At 55.4% G+C, this 22,470-nt stretch carries 25 protein-coding genes; 17 read left to right on the top strand and 8 right to left on the bottom strand.

Going from position 1 to position 22,470, the window contains the following annotated elements; all coding sequences use genetic code 11:
- Positions 1-16: 16 nt before the first annotated feature.
- The 3 genes from flgA to ACXAIA_RS13915 form a co-directional block, all read right to left on the bottom strand.
- Positions 17-961, bottom strand: a complete 945-nt coding sequence (gene flgA, locus ACXAIA_RS13925) for a flagellar basal body P-ring formation chaperone FlgA (protein WP_475345099.1) — start codon at positions 959-961, stop codon at positions 17-19.
- A 173-nt stretch (positions 962-1,134) separates the two neighbouring features.
- Positions 1,135-1,920, bottom strand: a complete 786-nt coding sequence (flgG, locus tag ACXAIA_RS13920; protein ID WP_475345102.1) for a flagellar basal-body rod protein FlgG — start codon at positions 1,918-1,920, stop codon at positions 1,135-1,137.
- Between the two features lie 64 nt (positions 1,921-1,984).
- The gene (locus ACXAIA_RS13915) at positions 1,985-2,743 is read right to left on the bottom strand and encodes a flagellar hook-basal body complex protein (RefSeq protein ID WP_475349853.1); all 759 of its coding nucleotides are present in this window, start codon (positions 2,741-2,743) and stop codon (positions 1,985-1,987) included.
- 420 nt (positions 2,744-3,163) lie between these two features.
- On the opposite strand from ACXAIA_RS13915, the gene ACXAIA_RS13910 reads away from it, so the two are divergent.
- The 11 genes from ACXAIA_RS13910 (at position 3,164) to ACXAIA_RS13860 (ending at position 15,803) form a co-directional block, all read left to right on the top strand.
- A complete protein-coding gene (locus tag ACXAIA_RS13910) occupies positions 3,164-3,706 on the top strand; it encodes a flagellar basal body-associated FliL family protein (protein WP_475345104.1) in 543 nt (180 codons plus the stop codon).
- A gap of 42 nt (positions 3,707-3,748) precedes the next feature.
- Positions 3,749-4,903: a flagellar motor switch protein FliM gene (fliM, locus tag ACXAIA_RS13905; RefSeq protein WP_475349852.1), complete on the top strand. Its 1,155-nt coding sequence runs from the start codon at positions 3,749-3,751 to the stop codon at positions 4,901-4,903.
- Positions 4,903-5,604, top strand: a complete 702-nt coding sequence (locus tag ACXAIA_RS13900) for a DUF6468 domain-containing protein (RefSeq protein ID WP_475349851.1) — start codon at positions 4,903-4,905, stop codon at positions 5,602-5,604. The genes fliM and ACXAIA_RS13900 overlap by 1 nt, the downstream gene beginning before the upstream one ends.
- A 152-nt stretch (positions 5,605-5,756) precedes the next feature.
- Positions 5,757-6,491 (top strand): MotE family protein, encoded by a 735-nt coding sequence (locus ACXAIA_RS13895; protein WP_475349850.1) that lies wholly within the window; start codon positions 5,757-5,759, stop codon positions 6,489-6,491.
- A 218-nt stretch (positions 6,492-6,709) separates the two neighbouring features.
- Complete coding sequence (locus ACXAIA_RS13890) at positions 6,710-7,096, top strand: response regulator (RefSeq protein WP_008890394.1); 387 nt, start codon at positions 6,710-6,712, stop codon at positions 7,094-7,096.
- A 35-nt stretch (positions 7,097-7,131) separates the two neighbouring features.
- The gene (locus tag ACXAIA_RS13885; RefSeq protein WP_062955478.1) at positions 7,132-7,773 is read left to right on the top strand and encodes a protein phosphatase CheZ; all 642 of its coding nucleotides are present in this window, start codon (positions 7,132-7,134) and stop codon (positions 7,771-7,773) included.
- An 11-nt stretch (positions 7,774-7,784) separates the two neighbouring features.
- Entirely contained in the window at positions 7,785-8,657 is an 873-nt protein-coding gene (locus ACXAIA_RS13880) for a hypothetical protein (RefSeq protein WP_475349849.1), read from the top strand.
- Positions 8,657-9,382 carry an OmpA/MotB family protein gene (locus ACXAIA_RS13875; RefSeq protein ID WP_475349848.1) on the top strand — a complete coding sequence of 242 codons (726 nt, stop codon included), beginning with the start codon at positions 8,657-8,659 and terminating at the stop codon, positions 9,380-9,382. Before ACXAIA_RS13880 ends, ACXAIA_RS13875 begins: the two co-directional genes overlap by 1 nt.
- 2 nt (positions 9,383-9,384) lie before the next feature.
- The gene (locus ACXAIA_RS13870; protein ID WP_475349847.1) at positions 9,385-12,873 is read left to right on the top strand and encodes a tetratricopeptide repeat protein; all 3,489 of its coding nucleotides are present in this window, start codon (positions 9,385-9,387) and stop codon (positions 12,871-12,873) included.
- A gap of 100 nt (positions 12,874-12,973) precedes the next feature.
- On the top strand, positions 12,974-14,293 hold the full coding sequence (locus ACXAIA_RS13865; RefSeq protein WP_475349904.1) for an SEL1-like repeat protein: 1,320 nt from the start codon (positions 12,974-12,976) through the stop codon (positions 14,291-14,293).
- A gap of 241 nt (positions 14,294-14,534) precedes the next feature.
- Positions 14,535-15,803, top strand: a complete 1,269-nt coding sequence (locus ACXAIA_RS13860) for an NAD(P)/FAD-dependent oxidoreductase (RefSeq protein WP_475349846.1) — start codon at positions 14,535-14,537, stop codon at positions 15,801-15,803.
- Positions 15,804-15,850: 47 nt separating this feature from the next.
- Here the strand turns inward: ACXAIA_RS13860 and fliP are convergent, their stop codons facing one another.
- From fliP to csrA, 5 genes are all read right to left on the bottom strand, one after another.
- Positions 15,851-16,669 (bottom strand): flagellar type III secretion system pore protein FliP, encoded by an 819-nt coding sequence (fliP, locus tag ACXAIA_RS13855; RefSeq protein WP_475349845.1) that lies wholly within the window; start codon positions 16,667-16,669, stop codon positions 15,851-15,853.
- Positions 16,666-17,160, bottom strand: coding sequence for a FliO/MopB family protein (locus ACXAIA_RS13850; protein WP_475349844.1), 495 nt, complete (start codon positions 17,158-17,160; stop codon positions 16,666-16,668). The genes fliP and ACXAIA_RS13850 overlap by 4 nt, the downstream gene beginning before the upstream one ends.
- A 59-nt stretch (positions 17,161-17,219) precedes the next feature.
- On the bottom strand, positions 17,220-17,555 hold the full coding sequence (gene fliT / locus ACXAIA_RS13845; RefSeq protein WP_475349843.1) for a flagellar protein FliT: 336 nt from the start codon (positions 17,553-17,555) through the stop codon (positions 17,220-17,222).
- Positions 17,552-17,968: an EscU/YscU/HrcU family type III secretion system export apparatus switch protein gene (locus tag ACXAIA_RS13840; RefSeq protein ID WP_475349842.1), complete on the bottom strand. Its 417-nt coding sequence runs from the start codon at positions 17,966-17,968 to the stop codon at positions 17,552-17,554. The genes fliT and ACXAIA_RS13840 overlap by 4 nt, the downstream gene beginning before the upstream one ends.
- Positions 17,969-18,206: 238 nt before the next feature.
- A complete protein-coding gene (gene csrA, locus ACXAIA_RS13835; protein WP_475345118.1) occupies positions 18,207-18,491 on the bottom strand; it encodes a carbon storage regulator CsrA in 285 nt (94 codons plus the stop codon).
- A 282-nt stretch (positions 18,492-18,773) separates the two neighbouring features.
- On the opposite strand from csrA, the gene flgB reads away from it, so the two are divergent.
- The 6 genes from flgB (at position 18,774) to flhB (ending at position 22,408) form a co-directional block, all read left to right on the top strand.
- Positions 18,774-19,172 (top strand): flagellar basal body rod protein FlgB, encoded by a 399-nt coding sequence (gene flgB, locus ACXAIA_RS13830; RefSeq protein ID WP_044829526.1) that lies wholly within the window; start codon positions 18,774-18,776, stop codon positions 19,170-19,172.
- A gap of 24 nt (positions 19,173-19,196) precedes the next feature.
- Positions 19,197-19,604: a flagellar basal body rod protein FlgC gene (gene flgC, locus ACXAIA_RS13825; RefSeq protein WP_475345119.1), complete on the top strand. Its 408-nt coding sequence runs from the start codon at positions 19,197-19,199 to the stop codon at positions 19,602-19,604.
- 45 nt (positions 19,605-19,649) lie between these two features.
- Positions 19,650-19,976, top strand: coding sequence for a flagellar hook-basal body complex protein FliE (gene fliE / locus ACXAIA_RS13820; RefSeq protein ID WP_475349841.1), 327 nt, complete (start codon positions 19,650-19,652; stop codon positions 19,974-19,976).
- A gap of 197 nt (positions 19,977-20,173) precedes the next feature.
- A complete protein-coding gene (gene fliQ / locus ACXAIA_RS13815) occupies positions 20,174-20,443 on the top strand; it encodes a flagellar biosynthesis protein FliQ (protein ID WP_475349840.1) in 270 nt (89 codons plus the stop codon).
- A gap of 79 nt (positions 20,444-20,522) precedes the next feature.
- Complete coding sequence (gene fliR / locus ACXAIA_RS13810) at positions 20,523-21,287, top strand: flagellar biosynthetic protein FliR (RefSeq protein WP_475349839.1); 765 nt, start codon at positions 20,523-20,525, stop codon at positions 21,285-21,287.
- Positions 21,288-21,337: 50 nt separating this feature from the next.
- Positions 21,338-22,408 carry a flagellar biosynthesis protein FlhB gene (gene flhB, locus ACXAIA_RS13805; RefSeq protein WP_475349838.1) on the top strand — a complete coding sequence of 357 codons (1,071 nt, stop codon included), beginning with the start codon at positions 21,338-21,340 and terminating at the stop codon, positions 22,406-22,408.
- Positions 22,409-22,470: the final 62 nt, after the last annotated feature.

Below are 22,470 nucleotides of genomic sequence, written 5' to 3'. Positions count from 1 at the left end.
TGCCAAAACCTGTGGATTACTGCGACATTGCGGGCAGGGCGCGGACTTCGTTTTCCGCAACGACTTCAACCTGAATGTTCTTGTTGCTTGATTGATTGACCACGCGAATTACATCGCCAAGTGATCCGTCTTCCATCGCCTTGCCGCGTGCAGTCAGTGACATGTTGGCCGTGACCAGACGAATAATCACAAGCGAGCCGCGCCGCACCAGAATGGGGTTGCTCAGATCGCGGAACATCAAAGGTTCGTTGGGGTTGCTTGGCCGTGTGACTTCCTTGCCGATCACATCATTGATGTCGCGGATGGCGCCATTTGGCACCCGTTCGGAGCGAAAATCGCGATATTCAACCTGATCTGCCCGAATGACAGAACCTCGCGATACCGGTTCGACCAAGACCGGCACACTGGTCAGCGGGTAATATTTGCCGCTGATCCGATAGGTGCGTTGTTGGGCGGTCTGTGCGGCAGTGGTCACGCTGGCGACAAAGCGTTGGGTGCGTGAATTGATTTCAAGCCCGGTGACATCAACATTGTTTCTCGCATCAACCGGCAGGTGGATTTGAAAATTGTCGCTTGAAAGGTCGACCGTGAAGGGACGCTGAATACCCTGATCAACCAGGGCAACTTCCACCGCATCGCGGATTTCATCAATGGTGATGACCTGACTGGCGCGGGTGATCAGGATCTGATCAGCGGTGGTGCGCGGTCGCCATTCAATATTGTGGCGCTGCGCAATGCCATACAGCCAGCGATAATCAAGAATGGTCTGTCGGCCGGGCTGGGGCGCATGCGCCACGGCAATGTCTTGTTGTTGGGGATCAATACCGGAAAACAGGTCGCCCAAGGTCACATACTGACCTTCGACCAAGGCATCCGGTTTGAGGAAGATAGAAGAAGTTGTCTGCTGATTGTCGCGCAGGCTGTTGCCTTGGGAAGATTGCGCAAAAGCGCTCTCTGACATAGCCGACAGAGACGCAAGTGCAGGCAAGATCGCGAGAGCGAGGATTATGTTCTTTATCTTCATCCAACTACTATACCACGGAACGGTATACATCGCGTAAAGACAGTTTGCGCAAGCTTGCATGTCAACTGACCGCAACTTGCGCAAACCAAAACCCGTTTTATTTAGCTGGATTAACGCAGGTTGCTGACCGCGCTCATCATTTCATCGGTGGTCGAGATGGATTTGGAGTTCATCTCATAGGCACGCTGAGCCTTGATCAGGTTGGTGATTTCCTGAACCACGTTGACGTTCGAGGATTCAAGATAGCCCTGCTGAACCGTACCAAAACCAACGTCACCCGGGGATCCGACACTTGCCGTGCCCGATGCTTCGGTTTCAAGGAACAGGTTATCGCCAAGCGCATTCAGGCCCGGCGGGTTGATAAAGGTTGCCAGTTGGATCTGACCCAGGTTCTGAAGGGCGACCTGACCATCAATCTCGGCAAAAACTTCACCGTTGGAGTTGATCGTGACAGAGCGCGCATTGTCCGGAACAGTGATACCCGGCTGAACCGCAAAACCGTCCTTGGTGACGAGTGCACCATCGGCATCAAGTTTCAACGTACCATCACGGCTATAGGCAGTTTCGCCGCTCGGCAGGTCAATCTGAAGATAACCACGGCCCTGAATGGCGATATCAAGTTCGTTCTCGGTCATGGTGAGCGAGCCCTGACCCATGTAACGGCCGATTGCTGCGGTTTTCACACCAAGACCAACCTGAACACCCGTCGGCACGATGGTGCCGGTATCGGATGACGGCGAACCGGCACGGCGCAGATCCTGATACAGCAGATCCTGGAACTCGGCGCGCTGACGCTTGTAGCCGGTCGTGGTCATGTTGGCGATGTTGTGCGAAGTCACGTCCACGTTGGTGGACTGTGCCTGCATGCCCAAAGCGCCGATATCAAGTGACCGCATCTGTCTTCTCCTTCGATTGCGCGTATGTCGCGCTAAAATTCTCTGTTATTCGGGCCGCAGCTGTTTAAGCGCGGACGTCACCAAGCTTGTTGATCATGTTGCGCTGACGCTCGTTCTCGCTTTCCATGGAACGGGTCACCGATTGGTAGGTGCGCAGAACGTCAATCATCTGCGTCATGGAGCTGATTGGATTGACGTTGGATTTTTCAAGCGCACCCTGAACAATGCCCGGGTTTTCAACCAGTTCGACCAAGTCCTGATTGTCGTCGCCTTCCGGGGCCTGATACAGGGTGTTGCCGGTAACGGTCATTTCCTGAACGTTGTCGACGGTGACAACCTGCAATTTGCCAATCTGACCGATATCTGTGGAGATGGTGCCGTCACCCTTGATCTCGATCCGGCCATCGGCCTCGTTAAAGAACATCGGCTGACCGGCATCACTGAGCACGGGGTAGCCATCGTTGGTGATCAGCTGCCCACCCGGATCGAGCGAAAAGTTGCCCGAACGGGTATATTGAATGCCAGACGGGGTTTCGATGGCAAAGAACATGTCGGGCTGGCTGAGCGCCACGTCCAGCGGACGGTCCGTATGCTCGATCGTTCCAACCGTGGTGTTGCGATACTGGGAGATGTCCTGAACCAGGGAAATTTCACGTTCGCCACGGAACGGTGCATCCTTGTTCTTCGCAATCCAGTCGGTGAACATCATGCGCTGTTCTTTATAACCGGTCGTGTTCATGTTTGCCATGTTCTGCGACAGGTTGCTCATCATGCTGCGCAGCGTCTTTTGACGGGACAGTGCAATATATGAAACGTTTTCCATGGTCGAATTTCCCTTTCAGGACCGAAACTTGATCTTCAGGAATGCGATCTGCGTGCCAGTTTTTTTAAATTATTGATTTAATTGAATTAAAGTCGAATTCGGCATTTGTTGCCGGGCCTGTTTTGCAGCGGTTTGGCAGAAGCTGCCGTAAAATAGGCAGGCGACCAGAAAAGGATTGCCGGGATGGCGATACAGGACGGATCCATCAGGCAATTTCTTCCGGTGGGGACGCGATGTGCTGTTGTTTTGGTGCCGGACCTTAAACAAGCAGCGCATCTGAGCGAAAATTCCGGTCGGGCCAAATCGCGAGTGGACGGAAACGCAACAGATTTTTAACGTGATAGCGTTATGGCTTTTAATCCGGCACAGTGTTTGCTGGATCAGGAAGACAGAACTTCTAACGCAGGAATTCGCGAAGCGATGGGTGACGACGTCGACGAAATAGAAATGGACGAAGGTGGCGGTGGCGGCGGTCGCAGCAAGAAAATGCTGATCGTGGTCATTCTGCTTGTGCTGCTTTTGCTTGGCGGTGCTGCGGCGGCGTATTTTACCGGGCTGCTTCAGCCGGTGATTGACATGCTGACTGGTGGCGGCGGAGAGCAGACCGAAGAAGTCATCACCGAAGATTCCATCGAAGAAGCCCCGGGGGTTCCGGAAAATGTCGGCTTCGTGGATCTGCCGGAAATTCTGGTCAATCTGAATACAGGTGGTGGCAAGCAGAGCTATCTTAAAATCCGGGTCAGTCTGGAAGTTGCCGATCAGGGAATGCTGCCGCAGGTCGAACAGATGATGCCGCGCATTGTTGACAACTTTCAGGTCTACCTTCGCGAACTGCGTCCCGAAGACCTTTCCGGGTCCGAGGGGATGTTCAGATTGCGTGAGGAGCTTTTGATCCGGGTGAGTGCTGCGGCCAAGCCTGCGAAAATAAACGACGTTTTGTTCAAGGAAATGCTGGTACAATAAGCTTGTAGCAGCCCGAATGCCAAATTCAGGAAGCAATCGCTGATGGCTGATGAAGAAGATGATGATGCTCTCGCCGCTGAATGGGAAGCCATGGCAGGCGGCGATGACGAGGGTGGAGACGACGGCGGCGAGGATATGGCCGCCGAATGGGAATCCATGCTCGGCGATGATGATGGCGACGAGAATGGTGATGGCGGCGATGATATGGCCGAAGCCATGGGCAGCGGGCCTTCTGCGCGCGTTCTGAACCAGGACGAGATTGACAGTCTTCTTGGGTTTGATGACGGTTCCGGGGCTGGCGATCAGTCCGGTATTCAGGCGATCATCAACTCGTCGATGGTGGCCTATGAACGACTTCCGATGCTTGAAGTCGTGTTTGACCGCCTTGTGCGTATGATGTCGACGTCGCTGCGTAACTTCACATCCGATAACGTAGAAGTCTCGCTTGATAACATCCTGTCTTTGCGTTTTGGCGATTACCTGAACTCGATCCCGCTGCCGGCAATGCTGGGCGTGTTCAAGGCAGAAGAATGGGATAACTACGGGCTGCTGACCGTTGACTCAGCGCTGATTTATTCCATCGTGGACGTTCTTTTGGGCGGGCGTCGTGGTACGGCGGCCATGCGTATTGAAGGCCGACCTTACACCACGATTGAACGTAACCTTGTTGAACGTATGATCCATGTGGTTCTGGGTGATCTGTCGGCGGCGTTTGATCCGCTGAGCCCGGTGACCTTCCGGTTTGAACGCCTTGAAACCAACCCGCGTTTTGCCACCATTGCCCGTCACGCCAACGCTGCCATCGTGGCCAAGCTGCGGATCGACATGGAAGACCGCGGTGGTCGACTTGAACTGCTGATCCCTTATGCGACCCTGGAACCTGTTCGTGAACTTCTGCTTCAGATGTTCATGGGGGAAAAATTCGGTCGTGACTCCATTTGGGAAAACCACCTCGCAAATGAGCTTTGGCAGACCCATGTTAATCTATTGGCCGTCCTTGATGAACAGGTGATGGCGCTTGGGGATGTGATCAACCTTGAAGTTGGCAACCGACTGGTTCTTAATACCAGTCCGACCTCGCCGGTCGAGGTGCGTTGCGGGGATGTTCCCCTGTTCAAGGGATTGATGGGCCGCAAAGGTGACAGGATCGCCATTCAGGTGCGTGATCGTGCGCGCATAACCGAGGAAGATAGCTGATGGACTTCGCGTTCTATCTGGATCTTGTAATGATCGTCTTGCTGGTGGCGACGATCATTTATGCGATCATTCTGAACCGCAAGCTGGCGGCCTTTCGGCGCAGCCGCGAGGACATGCAAAACTTCCTGACCGCTTTCAACGCGGCCAATGAGCGCGCGGAAACCTCGATCACCGCCCTTAAGGAAATGGCCGAGCAGTCCGGTGAAAAACTGCGCGAGGATATCGAAAAGGCAGAAGCGCTGAACGAAGATCTGAGCTTTATGGTCGATCGCGGTGAAAGCATTGCCAACCGTCTTGAAAAAGCTGCGCGTGATGTCAACTCTGTGCGCCGTGCGACCGGTGGCGCGGGCGAGGGCGGACAAGCGGCGTCTTCTGTGGGTGAAGGAACCAAACCTTCTGGCGGCGCCGGTCGCGGTCTTGGGCGCATGATGGGTGCTAAGAACCGCGACGACATCATTGATGATCGTGACCGTGTCGGTATTGAAACCCGGGCCGAAGAATTGGCCGCCAGAATGGTTGGCGAAATTGAACGTGGCGCCAGCGGGCCGGTTGATGACGGATATGACCGCGATGAGCCTGCCCACAGCAGTGGCGCGCAGGGCAGCCGGGCAGATGTTTCTGATCCTTATGATCAGGATGAAGATGCCGGTCGCTCGGAAGCGGAACGTGAATTGCTGGCCGCGCTTCGGTCAGTACGATAAGAAGCCTGAGACGGTGCGTTTTGCGTTGCTTTTGGCCTTGAAAATATGAGTTTTCTTTTTACCTAAAGGGCAGGACACCGTTCCGTCAGAATGGAAAGAAATCATTAGAGAAGGAGCATGGGCACTTTGTGCCGACATGCTTGGGTGTGTGAATGTCAGGTGTGCGTATTCTGCCGTTGGTCGTTCTGGTCGGCGTGATGGTGCTGTCGATGCGGGTGGTCAACCTGTTTTCCCATGATTCCGAGACATCGGAATCAGTGGAGAAAACGGGTGTGAGCATGGTGCAGATGGCGCAAGCGCAGGCACCGGAACCTGCTGCCGAGCCGGCAGCGGAACAGACAGCCACACCTGAAAACGGCGATCCCGGCCTTGATAGCCCGGAAGGGCTGACCATGGAAGGTGAGCCGATTGACGGCGTTACCGGCGATGCCGATGTGCCGCCGATGCTGGGTGGTGATCCCACCCTGTTTACCCAGGAAGAAATTGACCTGCTGCAGAACCTGTCGATCCGTCGCGGCGAGCTTGACCGCAAGGAACAGCGCCTTGACGAGCGCGAAAGCCTGATTGCCGCGGCCGAAGCGCGCATTGATGCCAAGATCGAGGAAATGAAATCCCTGAAATCGGCAATCGAAGGACTGGTCGAAACCAAGGAAGCGCAGGAAGACGACCGCATCAAGAAGCTGATCAGCGTCTATGAAAAAATGAAACCGAAAGATGCTGCACGCATCTGGAACGATCTTGATATGGATATCCTTCTGCAGGTTGCCCTTGGCATGCGCGAAGCCAACACCGCAGCGGTTCTGTCGGAAATGACACCGGACCGTGCGCGCGCTCTCACCTCGGAGCTGGCCTACAAGCAGGATATCAATATGTTGCCGTTGCAATAACGGCGATGTTGCAAAGGATTGACCACACGGGCTGAATGAGAAAGAGTGGCCTGTGGGGAGAATTTTGAGAGAAGACAGCGTGATGGCGTATTTAGTCGCTGGTTAAACATCTTGATTAACCAAACTTAAATATGTACATCACGATTATTAGGGGCCTTGTCACTATGCGGAAGTATGGTCGGCAAGGGTGGGAGATCAGATAGCTGATGGAGTTGTGAATGGCCGTCGATCCGAATATGCCGATCCTGATTGTGGATGATTACAAAACCATGTTGCGTATCATCCGTAACCTTCTGCGGCAGCTCAACTTTACGAATATCGAAGAAGCGACCGATGGTAGCATGGCGCTTCGCAAACTGCGTGAGGCGCCTTTCAGTCTCGTGATTTCTGACTGGAACATGGAACCGATGACCGGTCTTCAGCTTCTGAAAGAAGTCCGCGCAGATGCAAAACTGAAGGACATGCCCTTCATTATGATCACCGCAGAAGCCAAGACCGAAAACGTTGTCATGGCGAAAAAGGCAGGCGTTTCCAACTACATCGTCAAGCCGTTCAACGCAGAGACGTTGAAAGGCAAGATGAAGACTGTCATTGGTGATTTCTGATCAGGAGCGCGGGGCATTCGTCCCGCGATACCGCTATGTCTAAGGCGTCCAAGGACGAACTCCGGCAATTGTTGAATGATCTTCGGGCACGCCTTGACGGCGACGACCTGAAGGTTGAACAATTGTCCGAGCTGATGGACCAATTGTCGCGCTTCATGGGCGACAAGCCGTCCGAGGATCAGCAACGGCTGTTTGGCGAACTTGATGAACTTTCCGGCATCATCCGCAAGATGAAATCGGAAATCGCTTCGCTCCGTCCGGACGATATCAAGGCCGAATACATTCCCAACGCCACCGACGAGCTCGACGCGATTGTCGATGCGACGGCCGGGGCGACACACGAAATCCTTGATGCCATGGATGCGCTTGAGGAATTCGCAACCACCTTGCCGCCCGAACAGGCTGAAATCGTAACCGGCGCAACCATGCGCGTTTACGAAGCCTGTAACTTCCAGGATATCACTGGCCAGCGCACCACCAAGGTGATCAAGGCCCTGAAATCCATCGAAGAACGTGTCGAAGGGCTGGTGACCGCATTTGGCGATGAAATTGCCAAATACGCTGCTGCCAACCCACGGCAGAAAAAGGAAGCCGAAGGCGAGGATGCCTTGCTGAACGGCCCGCAGCTTGAAGGAAAAGGCGTAACGCAGGCCGACATCGACGCGATGTTTAACTAAGTGGCGTTATCATGGCGGAGATAGAGGACGACGGACCCACACCACCATCCCCCCCTGCGAATGGGGCGGTGGCGTTGTTTCTGGCACTCTATCTTCTGCTGCTTGCCTTCTTTATTCTGCTCAATACCATTTCGACCTTTGAAGAGGTCAAAACCCGCGAAGTACAGGAAAGCCTTTCCTCGGCATTTGCGGCCATTCTCCCGCCGACGACCAGTCTGCAGACCGTGACCTCGATCGAGGGGCCGACGGTGTCTGCCCAGGAAACCCAGGACAAGCTGGGGCATCTTTTTGAAACCGCCATCAAGGTGGTCCGGGTCGAAGTCATTCAGCCGGGCAAGTTGATGGAAGTCATCATGCATGTCGATCAGCTGTTTGATACCAACTCGATTCTGATCCGTGAACGTCAGGCCGACTTCATGCGCCAGCTTGCCGAAGTGCTTGCTGATGAGGAAGGTTATGCCTCCTACGAGATGGAAATGGTCATGGGCAGCCAGATCGAGGACAAGGGCACGATCCAGGTTGAAAACAACCTTCAGATCGCCCAGGCCGGGTCCTTTGCCCGTGAATTGCTTGATGCCGGGGCGCCCGAAGATCATTTCTTTGTCGGGATTGATCCGGGGGCCGACCCGTTCATTGTGACATTCCGCTTCTTCTGGAATTTCGGGCCCAAGGAACCGCCACAGCCGATTGAACGCAACGGCGAAACGCCAGGCGCGACGCCGACCGCGACCCCGCCTGCCTCAAATGGCAATGGTGCGACGGGGTCCGGCCAGACCGGTGCCGTTGCGCCCCAACAGTTCATGATTCCGCCGGCCGCAGGAACGGGCCAGCCGGCCGTTTCCCAGCCGATCCCGCTTGGACCGCAAGCATCGGGAGGTGGCTGATGAGCGACGACGCACCACGCAAGGAAGAACACAAGGGGCCACCGCCCTGGATGCTCAGTCTGGCGGACTTGATTTCGCTGCTGCTGACATTCTTCGTCATGCTGTTTGCCATGTCCAAGGTCAAGATTGACCGCTGGGACGAGGTGGTTGATTCCCTGTCGCAATCCATCAAGCCCTCGCCGGTTGAAGATACCGACGAGCCGATGGCCAACATGAATATTCCGCGTGTCTATCGCAAGCCGGCGATGAACCTTGATTATCTCAGTGCGGTTATTGATGACGCGATTGATGACAACCCGGTTCTGGGCGATGCGCGCATGTCGCGCGATGCGGAAAAGCTGGTGATTTCGCTGCCGGGCGACATTCTGTTTGTTGCGGGCAGTTCGGACATGACCAGTCAGGCACAGCAGGCGCTTTTCGTGCTGGGTGGGGTGTTGCGCAATATCGGTAACCGAATTGGCGTGCAGGGCCATACCGATCCGCGTCCGCTCAGCGGTCGCGGGCAATATGCGTCCAACTGGGAACTTTCGCTGGCACGTGCAGCGGCGGTTGCCAACGAGCTAAAACAATCCGGTTACACAGATTACATAAATATTTACGGATTTGCGGCATCAAGATACGACCAGCTTCCCGAATTGTTGGATGAGGAGGCGCGATTTGCGATGGCGCGCCGGGTCGACATTGTAATCGAGCCTCATGGGGGAAGCGGGATCGGAGGCACGTAAGTATGGCGAAACTTGCCGTGCGCATCCTGCTGGCGGTCGTTATTGCGACCACCACGGCAATGTTTTTGCCCATCAGCGGTATGCGCCCTGCAATAGCTCAGGTGGCGGACCCTGTTATCATTCGCTCCGGGCTTCATAACGGTTATGGACGAATTGTTCTGCAATGGAACGAGCCGGTCGATTACACCGCCGAAATCATCGGCGATCAGTTGGTCGTGCGTTTTGATCAGCCGTTGGTTGCGTCCCTGCGTGGCGTCCTGTCGCCTATTTCACGCTATGTTTCCGATGCCTTCTTTGACCCGGATGGGCGCACTGTCGCCTTTGTGCTAAGCGAAGATTTTGAAGTGCGTGCCTTTAATGTCGGCAGCAACGTCGTCCTTGATATCCTCGATAAACCCGAAGCCGAACCAACGCCAGACCCGGTGCCGACACCACCGGTGCGTCCGGCGCAAAATGATCAGGATCCTACGATAACGCCGGCCCCGACCACCCCGGTTGAAACGGTTGCGGATAACGATGCGGCCCCGACCGAACTTGATGTGCGGGTCGGGCGTCATCCGACTTTCTATCGTCTGGTGTTTGATTGGCCCAATCGCACCGACTATGCGCTTGAAGGCGCACAAGGATCGCAAACCATCGCCTTTGGCGCGCCTGCGCGGATCAATGCCACGGATATCTCGCGCCGCCTGCCACAAGGCGTGCGTGTGCGTCAGGACGGAACCAATCCGCTTGATGTGGTTGTTGAGACCACACCGGCCCGACAGTTGCGCCACTTCCGGTCTGGCAACAAGGTCGTCGTCGACATCATGGGGGTTCAACGCACGCCGGCAACCACGACGGCGCAGAACCGTCCGACTGAAACCTCTGATCCCGAAACGGCTGCTCCGGCACCGCCTGCACCCGTTGCCCCGGCGGCACCGGCTGCAGAAACAGCAGAGCAACCCGATGGCGCGCCTGAAAATGGTGCGGCGACCGATGCTGATGGCGAAGCCCTTGATCCAAACTCGCCAGAGGCGCTGGCAGCCGCCGCCCAGAATGGTGAAAGCGAAAGCACCGTTCGCACCAACGGACAGGCCCCGGTCGAACGCGAGAGCATTGGCGACCTTGTCGTCACTGTCGATCAGACCGCAACCGAACTTTCGCTTGGTTTCCCGTTCGGGCAACCGGGCGGGGCAGCCGTATGGTCACGTGCCGGGTTCCTGTGGCTGGCGTTTGATGTGCGTGCCAACCTCAACCTTGATACCGTGCGTCAGCAAGCCGCCCAGATCGTTGGCGTGATCGAACAGGTCGAAAGCCCCTATGCAACGATTGTGCGCATGACCATCCCAGAAGGGATCGGCCTCTACACGACCCAAAGCGAGGCGGGCGATTGGCGCATCACGATGCAGCAGGGCATCATGCAGCCGGTTGAAAAGCTGGGCCCGTCGATCGAGCTTGATGAACAGACCCGTGCACGGCTGATTGTGCCGCTTGAAGATGTCGGGCCGATCATTCCGATTGATGACCCGGAAGTTGGCGATACCTTGCGCGTGACTACCACGACCCAGAACGGCTATGGGATCGAGGTTGCGCTGCGCTATCCGGAATTTGAAGTTCTGCCCTCTGTACAGGGTGTGGTCGTGGCCCCGATGAATGACAGTGTTCAGGTTGCTGGTCGCGATGATGGCCGTGCTGTGATCGTGACGGCCGAAGACGGCTTGAATATTTCCCCAGAAGGGGCGCGTTTGCTGGCCTCTGCGACCGGGGTGCGTGATCGTACCGGCGATGGCCGCGAAGGCCTGATTTTCGAGCTGGATGACTGGCGCCGGGGTGGTTTGGATAACTACAACAATGTCATTCGCGGATTGCGCCGCAAGGTCGCCGAAAGCGGCGATGAACATCGGAACAATGCCCGTCTTGATCTGGCACAGTATTATCTGGCCAATGGCCTGGGGCCAGAGGCCGATGCGGTCGTTTCCGCCATGGAACATGATGATCCGCTGATTGCCCAGCGCCTTCAGTTCCGCGCGCTGAAGGCCGCGGTCAAGTTCCTGAACCGTGATTTCGAGGAAGCCGAACGTCTGCTTGAAGATGAGCGTTTGCGCGAAATTCCGGAAATGCAGTTGTGGCGTGCCGTGACGCTTGCCGCGCGTGGTCGCCCGAACGAAGGGGCGCGCGATCTTCTGGAAAGTGTTCACATCCTTGATTACTACCCGCCGGAACTGTTGTCGCGCATCGTGCCGATTGCGACCGAACAGGCATTGATTGTCGGTAATCCCGAAGCTGGCATGGACATGATCGAAAAGATGCTGGTCACGCCGGGGCTTCCGGAAAGCAAGGTCATGGATGTCCAGTATCTCAAGGGCATCTTCGAGGAAGAGGCCGGCGAGCTTGAGCAGGCGGTCGCGACCTGGGATCAGGTGGCCGAGGGTGATAACCGCAAGGCCCGCGCGCATGCGATCTTCGACCGCACAGAGCTTTTGATGCGTCTTGAGCGCCTGACAGTAGAAGATGCGATTGAACAGCTTCAGAAACTACGCTTTGCCTGGCGCGGGGATGCGTTCGAGATGGCGTTGCTCAAACGCATTGGCGAACTTCAGATCGAAAACAAGGATTTCCGCGACGGCCTCAATACCCTGCGTCAGGTGGCGATCTTCTTCCCGAACATGCCGGTCGCCACAGAAGCCACCGACATGATGCATAAAACCTTCGAGAACCTGTATCTCGGTGACGAGATCAACGAAATCTCGGCGATCAAGGCGGTTGCGCTTTATGACGAGTTCCGCGAACTGACCCCGGCAGGCGAGAAGGGCGATGAGCTTATTCGCCGTCTGGCGGACCGGATGGTTGATGTCGAGCTGTTTGAACGTGCGGCACAACTTCTCGAACACCAGGTCGACTTCCGACTGGCGGGTGTTGAGAAGGCCCGCGTCGGGGCGCGCCTGGCGCTGGTTTACCTTCTGGATGGCAAGCCCGAAGAAACCATCCGCATCATCGAGGAAACCGATGCCCCGGGCCTGTCGGATGAGCTGGCGATGCAACGTCGACATCTGCGTGCGCGTGCCTTGCTTGATACCGACCGGGGTGTCGAGGCGGTGGCATCCCTTGAAGGCGATTATTCCCGTAATGCCGAATTGCTCCGGATTGATCATTACCGCACGACACGTGATTACATGTCGGCCGCCGAGACGTTCCAGCGTCTGGTCGGTGAAGAGCCGTTTGATATGGACGGGATTTCTGATGAGCGCGGGCGTTACATGCTGAACTGGGCGGTTAATCTGGCGATGGCCGGTCAGGAGCGCACCCTTAATATGCTGAAACGCCGCTACGGCGAGATCATGGCGCAAAGCCCCTATGCCGAGGCGTTCAGCCTGATTACATCATCACCGACCCAAGGGTTGATCGATTATCGCACCCTTGCAGACAGGGTCGACGAAGTAGAAGGATTCCAAGGTTTCCTTGCAACTTACCGAGACCAGTTGGAAAAGTCTCAGCTTAGTGCTATAAATTAACGTTCGATAAATATATCGTGGCGCCGAATTCGCCCAAAGCGGGTGTGAGTGCTATGATTCTGTTGGCTTTTTTTGGAATGGTGATGAGTGTAGTGCTGTGATGGATCGTGCACTTAAAATGGTCTATTACGATGAGGCGAATGTCGAAAAGGACATTTTCGCCCAGCTTTCGCTTGCCCAAAAGCATTATCAGGGCGACGGGATGCCGCGTGACGAGTCCGCGACCCGCCGCATTCTCGACCAAATTCACCGCCAAAGCCGCGCGTTTGCCGCTGTTTGCTATGGTTACATGCGCAGCAAGGGGCTCGGCGTTGCCGAAGATATTGGCGAAGGCCAGCAATGGTATCGTGAAGCAGCCTACTGGTTTAACGAAGAAGCCACTTCTGGCGGTCCGGTATCGGCCAACAACCTTGGTTATCTCTATGCCAAGGGCCTTGGCGTTCAGGAAAATGCCGAAACCGCAGCCCACTGGTTTGAAGAAGCGATCGAGTATGGCTCCGTCGCGGCCCTTTATAACCTTGGTGTGTGCTATTTGAACGGCTGGGGTGTGCCGCAGGACGACGAAAAGGCGGTGGCCTATTTCGAGCGTGCCAGCGAACTGAATGACCCGTCTGCAGCCAGTGTTTTGGCCTATCTTTATCTCGAAGGGCGCGGTGTTCGTCGCGATCCGTCGAAATCGTTCGAGTTCAACATGCGTGCTGCACGTGCCGGCAGTGTCGAAGCGGCATCTGCACTTGGCTATGCGCTTGGTGTTGGGCTTGGCGCCGAACGCAATATTGCCGAAAGCATCAGCTGGTTTGAGTTGGCCGCGAGCGAGGGGGACGCCTATGCGCAGGCCAACCTTGCGATGTATTTCTGCCATTCGTCTGATCTAAAACTGTTTAACCGCGGCTGGAAAATGCTGAGCCATGCGGTCGATCAGGGCGATGCATCTGCGAAATATCAGATGACCCAGATCCAGATTTTCGGTGTGCCGCACCGTGAACCCGATTACGCCAATGCGCTTGATCTTGCCATGGATCTGGCCGAGCTTGGCCATCCGGGCGGCTACCACCTGATTGGTGTGATGTATGAACATGGTCTTGGCGTGCCGGTCGATATGGTGCGCTCGGCAACATGGTATGAACGTGCTGCCCGCAAGGGATCGGCAAATGGTCAGGCAGCGCTTGGACGTCTCTATGCCATCGGCAGTGGCGTTGAGCAGGACAATATCCTTGCCTATTACTGGCTGAGAATGTCGGCACCGACCGAAGGCAGCCAGGCGCAGCGTGAAATGGGGGCCATCCATGCCCGCATGAGCGAAAACGAACGTCAGGTGGCAGAGAAATATGTCGCCGACAATCCCGGTCCGCGCCGTGGCAGCTTTGGCCTCAAGCCGCTTGAACAGGATGTTTTCAAATCCGGCCGCCAAAAGAGCTAGGACCGGATACCGTTGGGCGCCAACGCCCAAGTCTAGGGAAGACCAAAAAGCCGTTCTGCACAGCAGACTGCTTTTTTATTTGTCTTGTTGGCATTCATTTCCGGAAATTTTCGAAACCGGGGCGTATCAGTTCAAAGGAATGTATTGATATAAAGACCATTTGAGCTAAGGTCTTAAAATCAATTCGTTAACTCCCCGCATTTTCAATCTAGCGCCCCAAGCCCAAGCCACCGAGGTCCATATGAATAATGATCTGACATCGCTCTGGGAAGCGACCGCCAGTGATGCCCCCGAAACCGTAACGCCCGAAGGCGAATATAAATGTGATGTCATGATTATTGGCGGTGGGTTCACCGGCATGTCATGTGCGCTGCAACTGGCCAAGGGCGGGGCATCGGTTATTTTGGTTGATGCGGTGCGGCCGGGCTATGGGGCATCGGGCCGTAATGGTGGCCAGGTCATTCCAGGGCTTAAACATGATCCGGACAAGATCGATAAGCTTTACGGCGAATACTCGACCGAGTTCGCGGGCAAAACCGCCGAGACGACATTTAACCTGATCAAGGAACACGAGATCGACTGTGATCCCACGCCCAGTGGCTGGATACAGGGATCGGTCAAACGTGATCATCTGGGCTGGCTTGAAACCCGCATGCGCGAATGGCAATCGCTTGGGGCGGATGTCAAAATGCTCGACACCGCAGAAGTTCAGGCAATGACCGGCAGTGAACGACTTGTTGGCGGATGGCTTGATAATCGGGCAGGGCAGCTTCATCCGTTAAAATACATTCGCGGGCTGACCCGTGCGGCGCAGGCAGCGGGCTGTCAGGTCTTTGCCCCCGCGCCGGTACAGCGTGTAAAAAGCATTGCCGGGAAATGGCAGGCCGAAATCGCGGATGGCGCAGCATCTATCAAAAGCGACCATCTTGTGGTTGCAACCAATGGCTATTCCGGCGATCTGTTCCCGAAACTGCGCAAAAGCCTGATCCCGGTCAACAGCTTCCAGGTGGCAACAGCCCCGCTTGGCGAAGACCAGCTGGCCACGGTACTGCCAACCAAAACACCGGTCTCCGACAGCCGCCGTATCGGCAACTATTTCCGGATCGGACCGGGCGGGCGGCTGATGTTGGGCGGACGCGGCACTTTTGGCGATCCCACAGACCGGTCGGGGTTCGAGGAAACCGTATCAGAGCTTTATGCCTATTACCCGTGGGTAAAATCGGTGCCGCTGGAGTTTTATTGGTCGGGCAGGCTTGCTATGACCTATGACCATTTCCCGCATCTGCATCGACCGGTCGAGAATATGACAATGGCGGTCGGCTATAACGGGCGCGGGGTGGCGCTATCCACATCCCTTGGCAAGGCAATCGCCGATAACCTTCTGGCACCCGATACGCCATTGCCCTTGCCGTTCCGTGATATCAGCCCGCTGATTGCGCACGATATGCATCGCGCCTATGCGACGATTGCGATCTGGTATTATCGGCTGCGCGATCATCTTGAAAGCTAAGATTTGGCTTCTTCTGTGCGATAGGTCGGCGTTTTTGGCCCGCCGGCCTATCCGCCGAAGCTTTCCACGAGCGAGCCGGCAATCAGATACCAGCCATCCACCATCACAAAGAAAATGAGCTTGAATGGCAGGGAAATGATCACCGGTGGCAGCATCATCATGCCCATCGACATCAGGATACTGGCGACCACCATGTCGATGATCAGGAACGGGATAAACAGCAGGAAGCCGATTTCAAAGGCGCGGCGCAGTTCGCTGATCATGAAGGCCGGGATCAGGGAGCGCAGCGGGATATCCTCGGGCGCGGTGACTTCGTCGATACCCGCCAGATTTACGAAAAGCTGAAGATCGCGTTCGCGCACCTGGGTCATCATGAAATCATGCACCGGCTGGACGGACCGCTCAAAACCTTCGAATTCGTCAATATTGCCGTTGATCATCGGCTGCAGGCCTTCGTCCCAGACCCGCTCAAGCGTTGGCATCATGATAAACAGGGTCAGGAACATCGCCAGACTGATCAGGACCTGGTTTGGCGGGGACTGCTGAATACCCAGTGCGGTTCGCAGCAGGCTGAGCACCACAATGATACGGGTAAAGGACGTCACCATCATCAGGATGGCAGGCGCGATGCTCAGAACCGTAATCAGGCCAATAAGCTGAATCAGGCGGCCCGATGATGTCACACCGGGCCCGTCGCCAAGATCAAAATTGAATGTCTGTGCCTGAACCGTATCTCCGCCGGCCATGATGGCAATCAGCGGAAACAGCGACCAGATCGCACACAGTGTCAACCAGCGCGGCGCGCGCCATCCGGCCTTTGCCGGTTTGTCATCTTTGGTGCGGGTTGATGGGATATCACGGTTCATGCAGGCGCATTCCTGTCAGTCGTCGCGGCGTCTTTTGTGACCTCAATCGCAATCTCGGTGCTTTCAGGCGACAGGGTATCGTCTGCCGAGCTTTGATCGCCAAGGATTTCGCTGAAATGGGTGCCGATATTGCGTTCGACGACCATGTCGCCATTCGGGCCCAGCATGACAAGATGTTCGGTGTCATCACGCTTGATCAAAACCAGACGGCGCTTGGTATCGACCGGCACGACTTCAACTACGGAAAGGCGTCTTTTGGTGCCACGCCGATTGATGTTGCGCGCACCGGGAACAAACCGCCGCGCCAGAAGGGCAAAGACGCCAATGATCCCCAGCACAAAAAGCAGGGCGGCGACAAACCGGAAATAGGCGCTTAGTTCCATCAGGCAGTTTTCCTCGTCTACAACCCGTGACGCATCGTTGGCAGGTGTATCACCATTGTGATCACCAATCTTGTGTTTCTGTTTACCGCGCCATCCAAGGTCAGGCAAGGCAGCATACTGACCGTGGTCGCAAAGGCCCGTTTCACATCAGTGTCTTGGGCGGTTCCCTATTTGGTGCGGGCGGCCTGTGCATAGGCATTTGTTGCCTGTGCGGTGTTGCTGATGCCGCGCAATTGGCGCTGGATGTCGCTATATTCCTGCTGCATCTGGTTTTCGAACTGTCCGAGTTCTTCGATCAGTGAGGCCAGCAGCGGGGCGACTTCCTGACGTTGTGCAGGGGCAAGCGTCTTGGCCTGTTCGCACAGATCGGCAATGCGGCTTTCAAGGGCTGCCAGCTCGACCACCTTGCCGTCTTCCAGATATCGCTGCCCGGTTCGGATCAGGGACAGGACGCGTTTCAGGTCGCTTTTGAACTGATCGGGCTTGTACTGTTCTGGGCTCATGATGGGCCTTCCCCGTTTACGTCATCTTTTGGTGTGGCCAGGATCTGATCTTCGGGATCGGACTGGCTGCGCGACGGACCGCCATAAATGCGATTGGTCCGGTATATATAGTTCAAAATCTCGGCGACGGCTGCAAAGGCTTCAAGCGGGATTTCACTTTCCACATCCACAGCCATCAGAATTTCGGCAAGATCGCTATCCTTACGGACCTTGATGCCGTTGGCAAAGGCCACTTGCAATATCTGTTCCGCAACGCCGCCTTCGCCCTTTGCGCTCAGCGTCGGGGCATTGTCCCGCCCATGCTTGTACCGCAGCGCGACCGCCTTTTGGTCATGCGCGCCCGGCGCGGCAAGATCTTCCGTCCTGCTTGCCGGTTTGTCGGTAATGTCATAGGTGGGCTTTTTCCCGTTCATACGGTCCTTCAATTCAGGACGGTTTGCAGTGTCTGTTCGCCGTGTCTGCCAGCGGCATGCGCCCCAGACAGGGTCGACCATAGACCCAAGATGGTCAACAAATCGTTGTCGACCTGAAGGTGAGGGTGATGATGACGGAAACGCAGTAGATCAGACATCCTAACGACCCGGCAGGCCGGTCATAGGGGATCAGCAAAATGTTTACGAAGGGTGCCTGTGCGCGATCGGCACAGATGAACTAGTCGTCGCCAGACTCGTCTTTGCTATCGGCATCGGCCTTTTTATCGGAAGCTGCCTTGTCCGACGGGCTGACAGTGCCGAGGTGGCGAATAAGGTCTTCGCTGACCGCTGCCGAGCGGTTTTCTTCCTGAATGCGATCATAGAGTTCGCGGCGCAGGACCTGCACGTCTTCGGGGAAGGTGAAGCCAAGCTTCACGGTCTTGCCACGGACCTCAACGACAGTGACTTCAATATTGTCATCAATGACAACGGAGTCGCCGACTTTTCGTGTGAGATAGAGCATGCAAGTTCCCGGTTTTGATAGATTGATGACAAATATTCATCAGACGCGCCCAATATGCCCGGTTTCATTGGCGGGGTCTAGTGCCCGCAGTGATTAGACGGAATTACCGGCAATTTCAACGCTGTTTTTATGTTTGGCACGGCACGTGCATCTAAGTTGGCAGGATTTATCGGGGCGGCAAAAACGGCCCTTCGGAAAATCCGGACCCGATCAGGGCGCAACGTTAACTTCGGCTTTACCCGCGCACTCAATACTCGTCAATGCGCAGACAAGGAGCAGGAAATGGATATCGGCAAACTTGGCATGTTCGCCAATCTCAAGGAGAAGATGGACTGGCTGACACAGCGTCAGGAAGTCATCGCGCAGAATATCGCCAACTCCGATACGCCAAACTACCGCGCCAACGATCTCAAGGAATTCGACCCGAAAAACATCGGCCGCGACCGCCAGTTCATCCTTGCGATGCAGGCGACCACGCCGGGCCACAGTCAGGGTCTGAACAAACCGCAGAACTTCAAGGACGAAGAAGTGCGCAAGAACTATGAAGTCGCGCCCGGCAAAAACGCCGTCATCCTTGAAGAACAGATGGTCAAGATGAACGAAAACCAGGTCGATTATCAGACCATGACCCGTCTGTATGCCAAGCAGAAAACAATGTTCATTTCGGCCCTTGGCCGCTAATCGCTAGCAAGAGAGTAAGAAACCATGGAACTTTACAAGGCTTTTAAAATCTCTGCTGCTGGCATGCGTGCACAGGGCACCCGTCTTCGGATTGCGGCAGAAAACGTTGCCAACGCAGACAGCCTGCCGACCGCCCCGGGTCAGGATCCGTATCGCCGCAAGCTTCTGACCTTCAAGAACGTCATGGACCGCGAAGTCGGTGCCGAGATGGTCAAGGTCAATAAGGTGATGCCGGATCGCTCCGATTTTGGTATGAAATACGAACCAAGCCATCCGGCGGCCAACGATCAGGGTTATGTTCAGACCCCGAATGTTGAAACGCTGGTTGAGATGATGGATATGCGTGAAGCACAGCGTTCCTATGAGGCCAACCTCAATGTGATCCAGTCTTCGCGCAGCATGTTGCTAAAGACCCTTGATATCCTGCAGTAAGCAGCCGATATACCCGGGCAAGAACACGTTTAAGGATTGAGACCGATGGTCGGAAGCTTCAACGATGCCATTTCTGCCTACCGCAATGCGGCCGCAGGCAAGACCAACACCGTTACGGAAACCGTGACCGGTACGGGCCAGTCCGTAAACCCGGGGGAAAGTTTTGCCGACATGGTCAAGGGCGCGGCACATGATGCCCGCGACACCATGACTGTTAGCGAGGAAATGACCCAGAAGGCTGTTACTGGTGATGCGGAACTCCATGAAGTCGTCACGGCCGTTTCTGCTGCCGAGGTTACCTTGCGTACCGTGGTTTCAGTGCGTGACAAGGCGGTTGAGGCTTATCAGAGCATCCTGAATATGCCGGTCTAATCCACATTCAGAGACATCCTTTTAAAACCGCGCGATCCTTCGTGCGGTTTTTGTGTGTCCGGGGAATGCGTAACGAAGCGTTTGAAACGAAGCATTTGATAAGTCAGGAAATCATGGCAAACCCCATGATAAATCCTGTATGAAGGATAAGGGCGCCAAGCGGCCCACAAGACAAGACGGCGAAACAGGAAGACCCGATGGATCAAGCTGAAATCATGGACGTGGCCTATGACGCGGTGTGGACACTGCTCAAAGTCACCACGCCGCTGATGCTGATTGCGCTTGGGGTCGGTCTGATCATCGCCCTGATTCAGGCCCTGACACAGATTCAGGAAATGACACTGACCTTCGTGCCCAAGATTCTGGTAATCTTCATGGCCCTTCTGGTTCTGTTGCCATGGATGATGACTGAGCTGATTGAGTTCATGGGCCGAATGGTTGACCACTTTATCGGGTTGCCCAATTAGCGTTAACTCCGGCGCACGCCAGCGGGGATACGCCAGCGTGACTTTGCCAGCGTGATTTTGTAAGGCAGTCGAAGACGACATGGATCTTCAAGAACTTCTTACGCTGAATGTTTACGTCGTCCTGATGACTTTTGCCAGGGTGGGGGCAGCCTTTGCCTTTATGCCCGGCATCGGGTCGCGCGCGGTGCCAGCACGTGCACGGCTTTTGTTTGCCTTTTGGGTGGCGGTTGTGATTTCACCTTTGGCCGGGCCGCTTTTCCCGCCACAGCCGGCCGATGCGCCGTCACTTCTGGTCGGGATTGGCTACGAAGTAACTGTCGGTCTGTTCTTTGCCCTGTTTGCGCAGGTGATGATGGCCGGCTTGCAAACGGCCGGGTCAATTATTGCCTATCTGTCCTCGATGGCGAACGCCTTTACCGCCGACCCCTTGTCAGGGGCGCAAAGTGCGGTGACAGGTAACTTTCTGATGCAGGTTGGGCTGGTGCTGTTGTTCGCGACCGGGATGGATCATTTGATGATTCAGGCGATTTTTGAAAGCTATACTTTGTTTCCGCCCGGCGGTGTTTTGCCTGTCGGGGATATGAGCGAGTTTTTTGCCAATGCGCTCAATAACAGTTTCATCATCGCCGCTCAGTTGGCTGCACCTTTTTTGGTGGTGGCGATTTGCTTGCAGGTCGCACTTGGCTTGCTCAATAAGCTGATGCCGCAATTGCCGGTGTTCTTTGTCGCGATGCCGGTCCAAATCGCGATTGCGTTGCTTTTATTGACGTTGGCCTTGCCATCCATGATGATGGTTTATCTTGCATATTTCGAAAACGGGCTTGAGGCGTTTCTTAGTCCGTAAGGCCGTGACGGGCGGTGTTTTGCCCCGTTTTGCCAAGCATGGGTGTGCCAATGGCAGAAGAAGACGACAGCCAAAAAACAGAAGACCCCACAAGTAAAAAGCTTGAGGATGCGCGAAAAAAAGGTCAGGTGGCGGTTTCCAAGGAAGTTGGAAACTTCTTCCTCCTGTTCGGCGGTGGTCTTGTCATGATCATGCTCGGCCCGACAATGGCCGCTGGCGTCCGTGATTTGGCCGTCGATTTTCTTGCCCACCCTCACACATTTGACGTCTCGCAGGCAGGGTTCCCTGATCTCTTTCAGGACGTCCTGCTGGGCATGTTGTGGGTGTTGGGCATTCCGTTTGTGCTTTTGGTGTTTTTTGCTGCTGCTGGCCACATAATCCAGAACGGGATCGTCGTTGCTCCTGAACGGCTTGAGCCCAAGCCGGAAAAACTCAACCCGCTTGAGGGCCTCAAGAACCTGTTTTCGATGAAAAGTCTGGTCGAGTTCGCCAAGAATATCAGCAAGATCGTCCTTGTTGCTGTCGTTCTGGCGCTTGTGATTGTGCCAGAGCTGGTGGATGTCGAGCTTTATCCGCAGCAATCGCTTGGTCGGACTCTTGAGCGTCTTTACGACATGATCATCATCTTGCTGATTGCGACCATCTCGCTGACTGCCGTGATCGCAGGGCTCGACTTCGCTTATCAGAAGTACGAGTTCAACGAGAGAATGAAAATGTCCAAGCAGGAGATCAAGGACGAATTCAAGCAGACCGAAGGTAGCCCCGAGATCAAGGCAAAGGTCCGTCAGATCAGGATGGAGCGTGCCCAGCAACGCATGATGTCAAACGTGCCGAAAGCCGACGTGGTCATCACCAACCCGACCCACTTTGCTGTCGCCCTGCAATATGACATCGACACGATGGGCGCACCGATGTGCATTGCCAAGGGGCAGGACAACGTCGCGCTTAAGATTCGTGAAGTCGCCGAAGAACACGACATCACAATCATGGAAAACCCGCCGGTTGCCCGTGCACTGTTTGCGACGGTTGAAATTGATCAGGAAATCCCGCCTGAGCATTACAAGGCGGTTGCCGAGATTATCTCGTTTGTGTTCCGCCAGCGCGGCAAGAAGCTGGGTTAGCACAGGGTGTTGGTAACTTTATCTGATTGAAAACTTGTCGGTAGCCAGTCGGGTCATAAGCA

It is taken from the genome of Thalassospira sp. ABL2_045 (genome assembly GCF_056161285.1).
The sequence above is the reverse complement of the archived record's forward strand: the minus strand, read 5'-3'. Positions and strand labels throughout refer to the sequence as shown.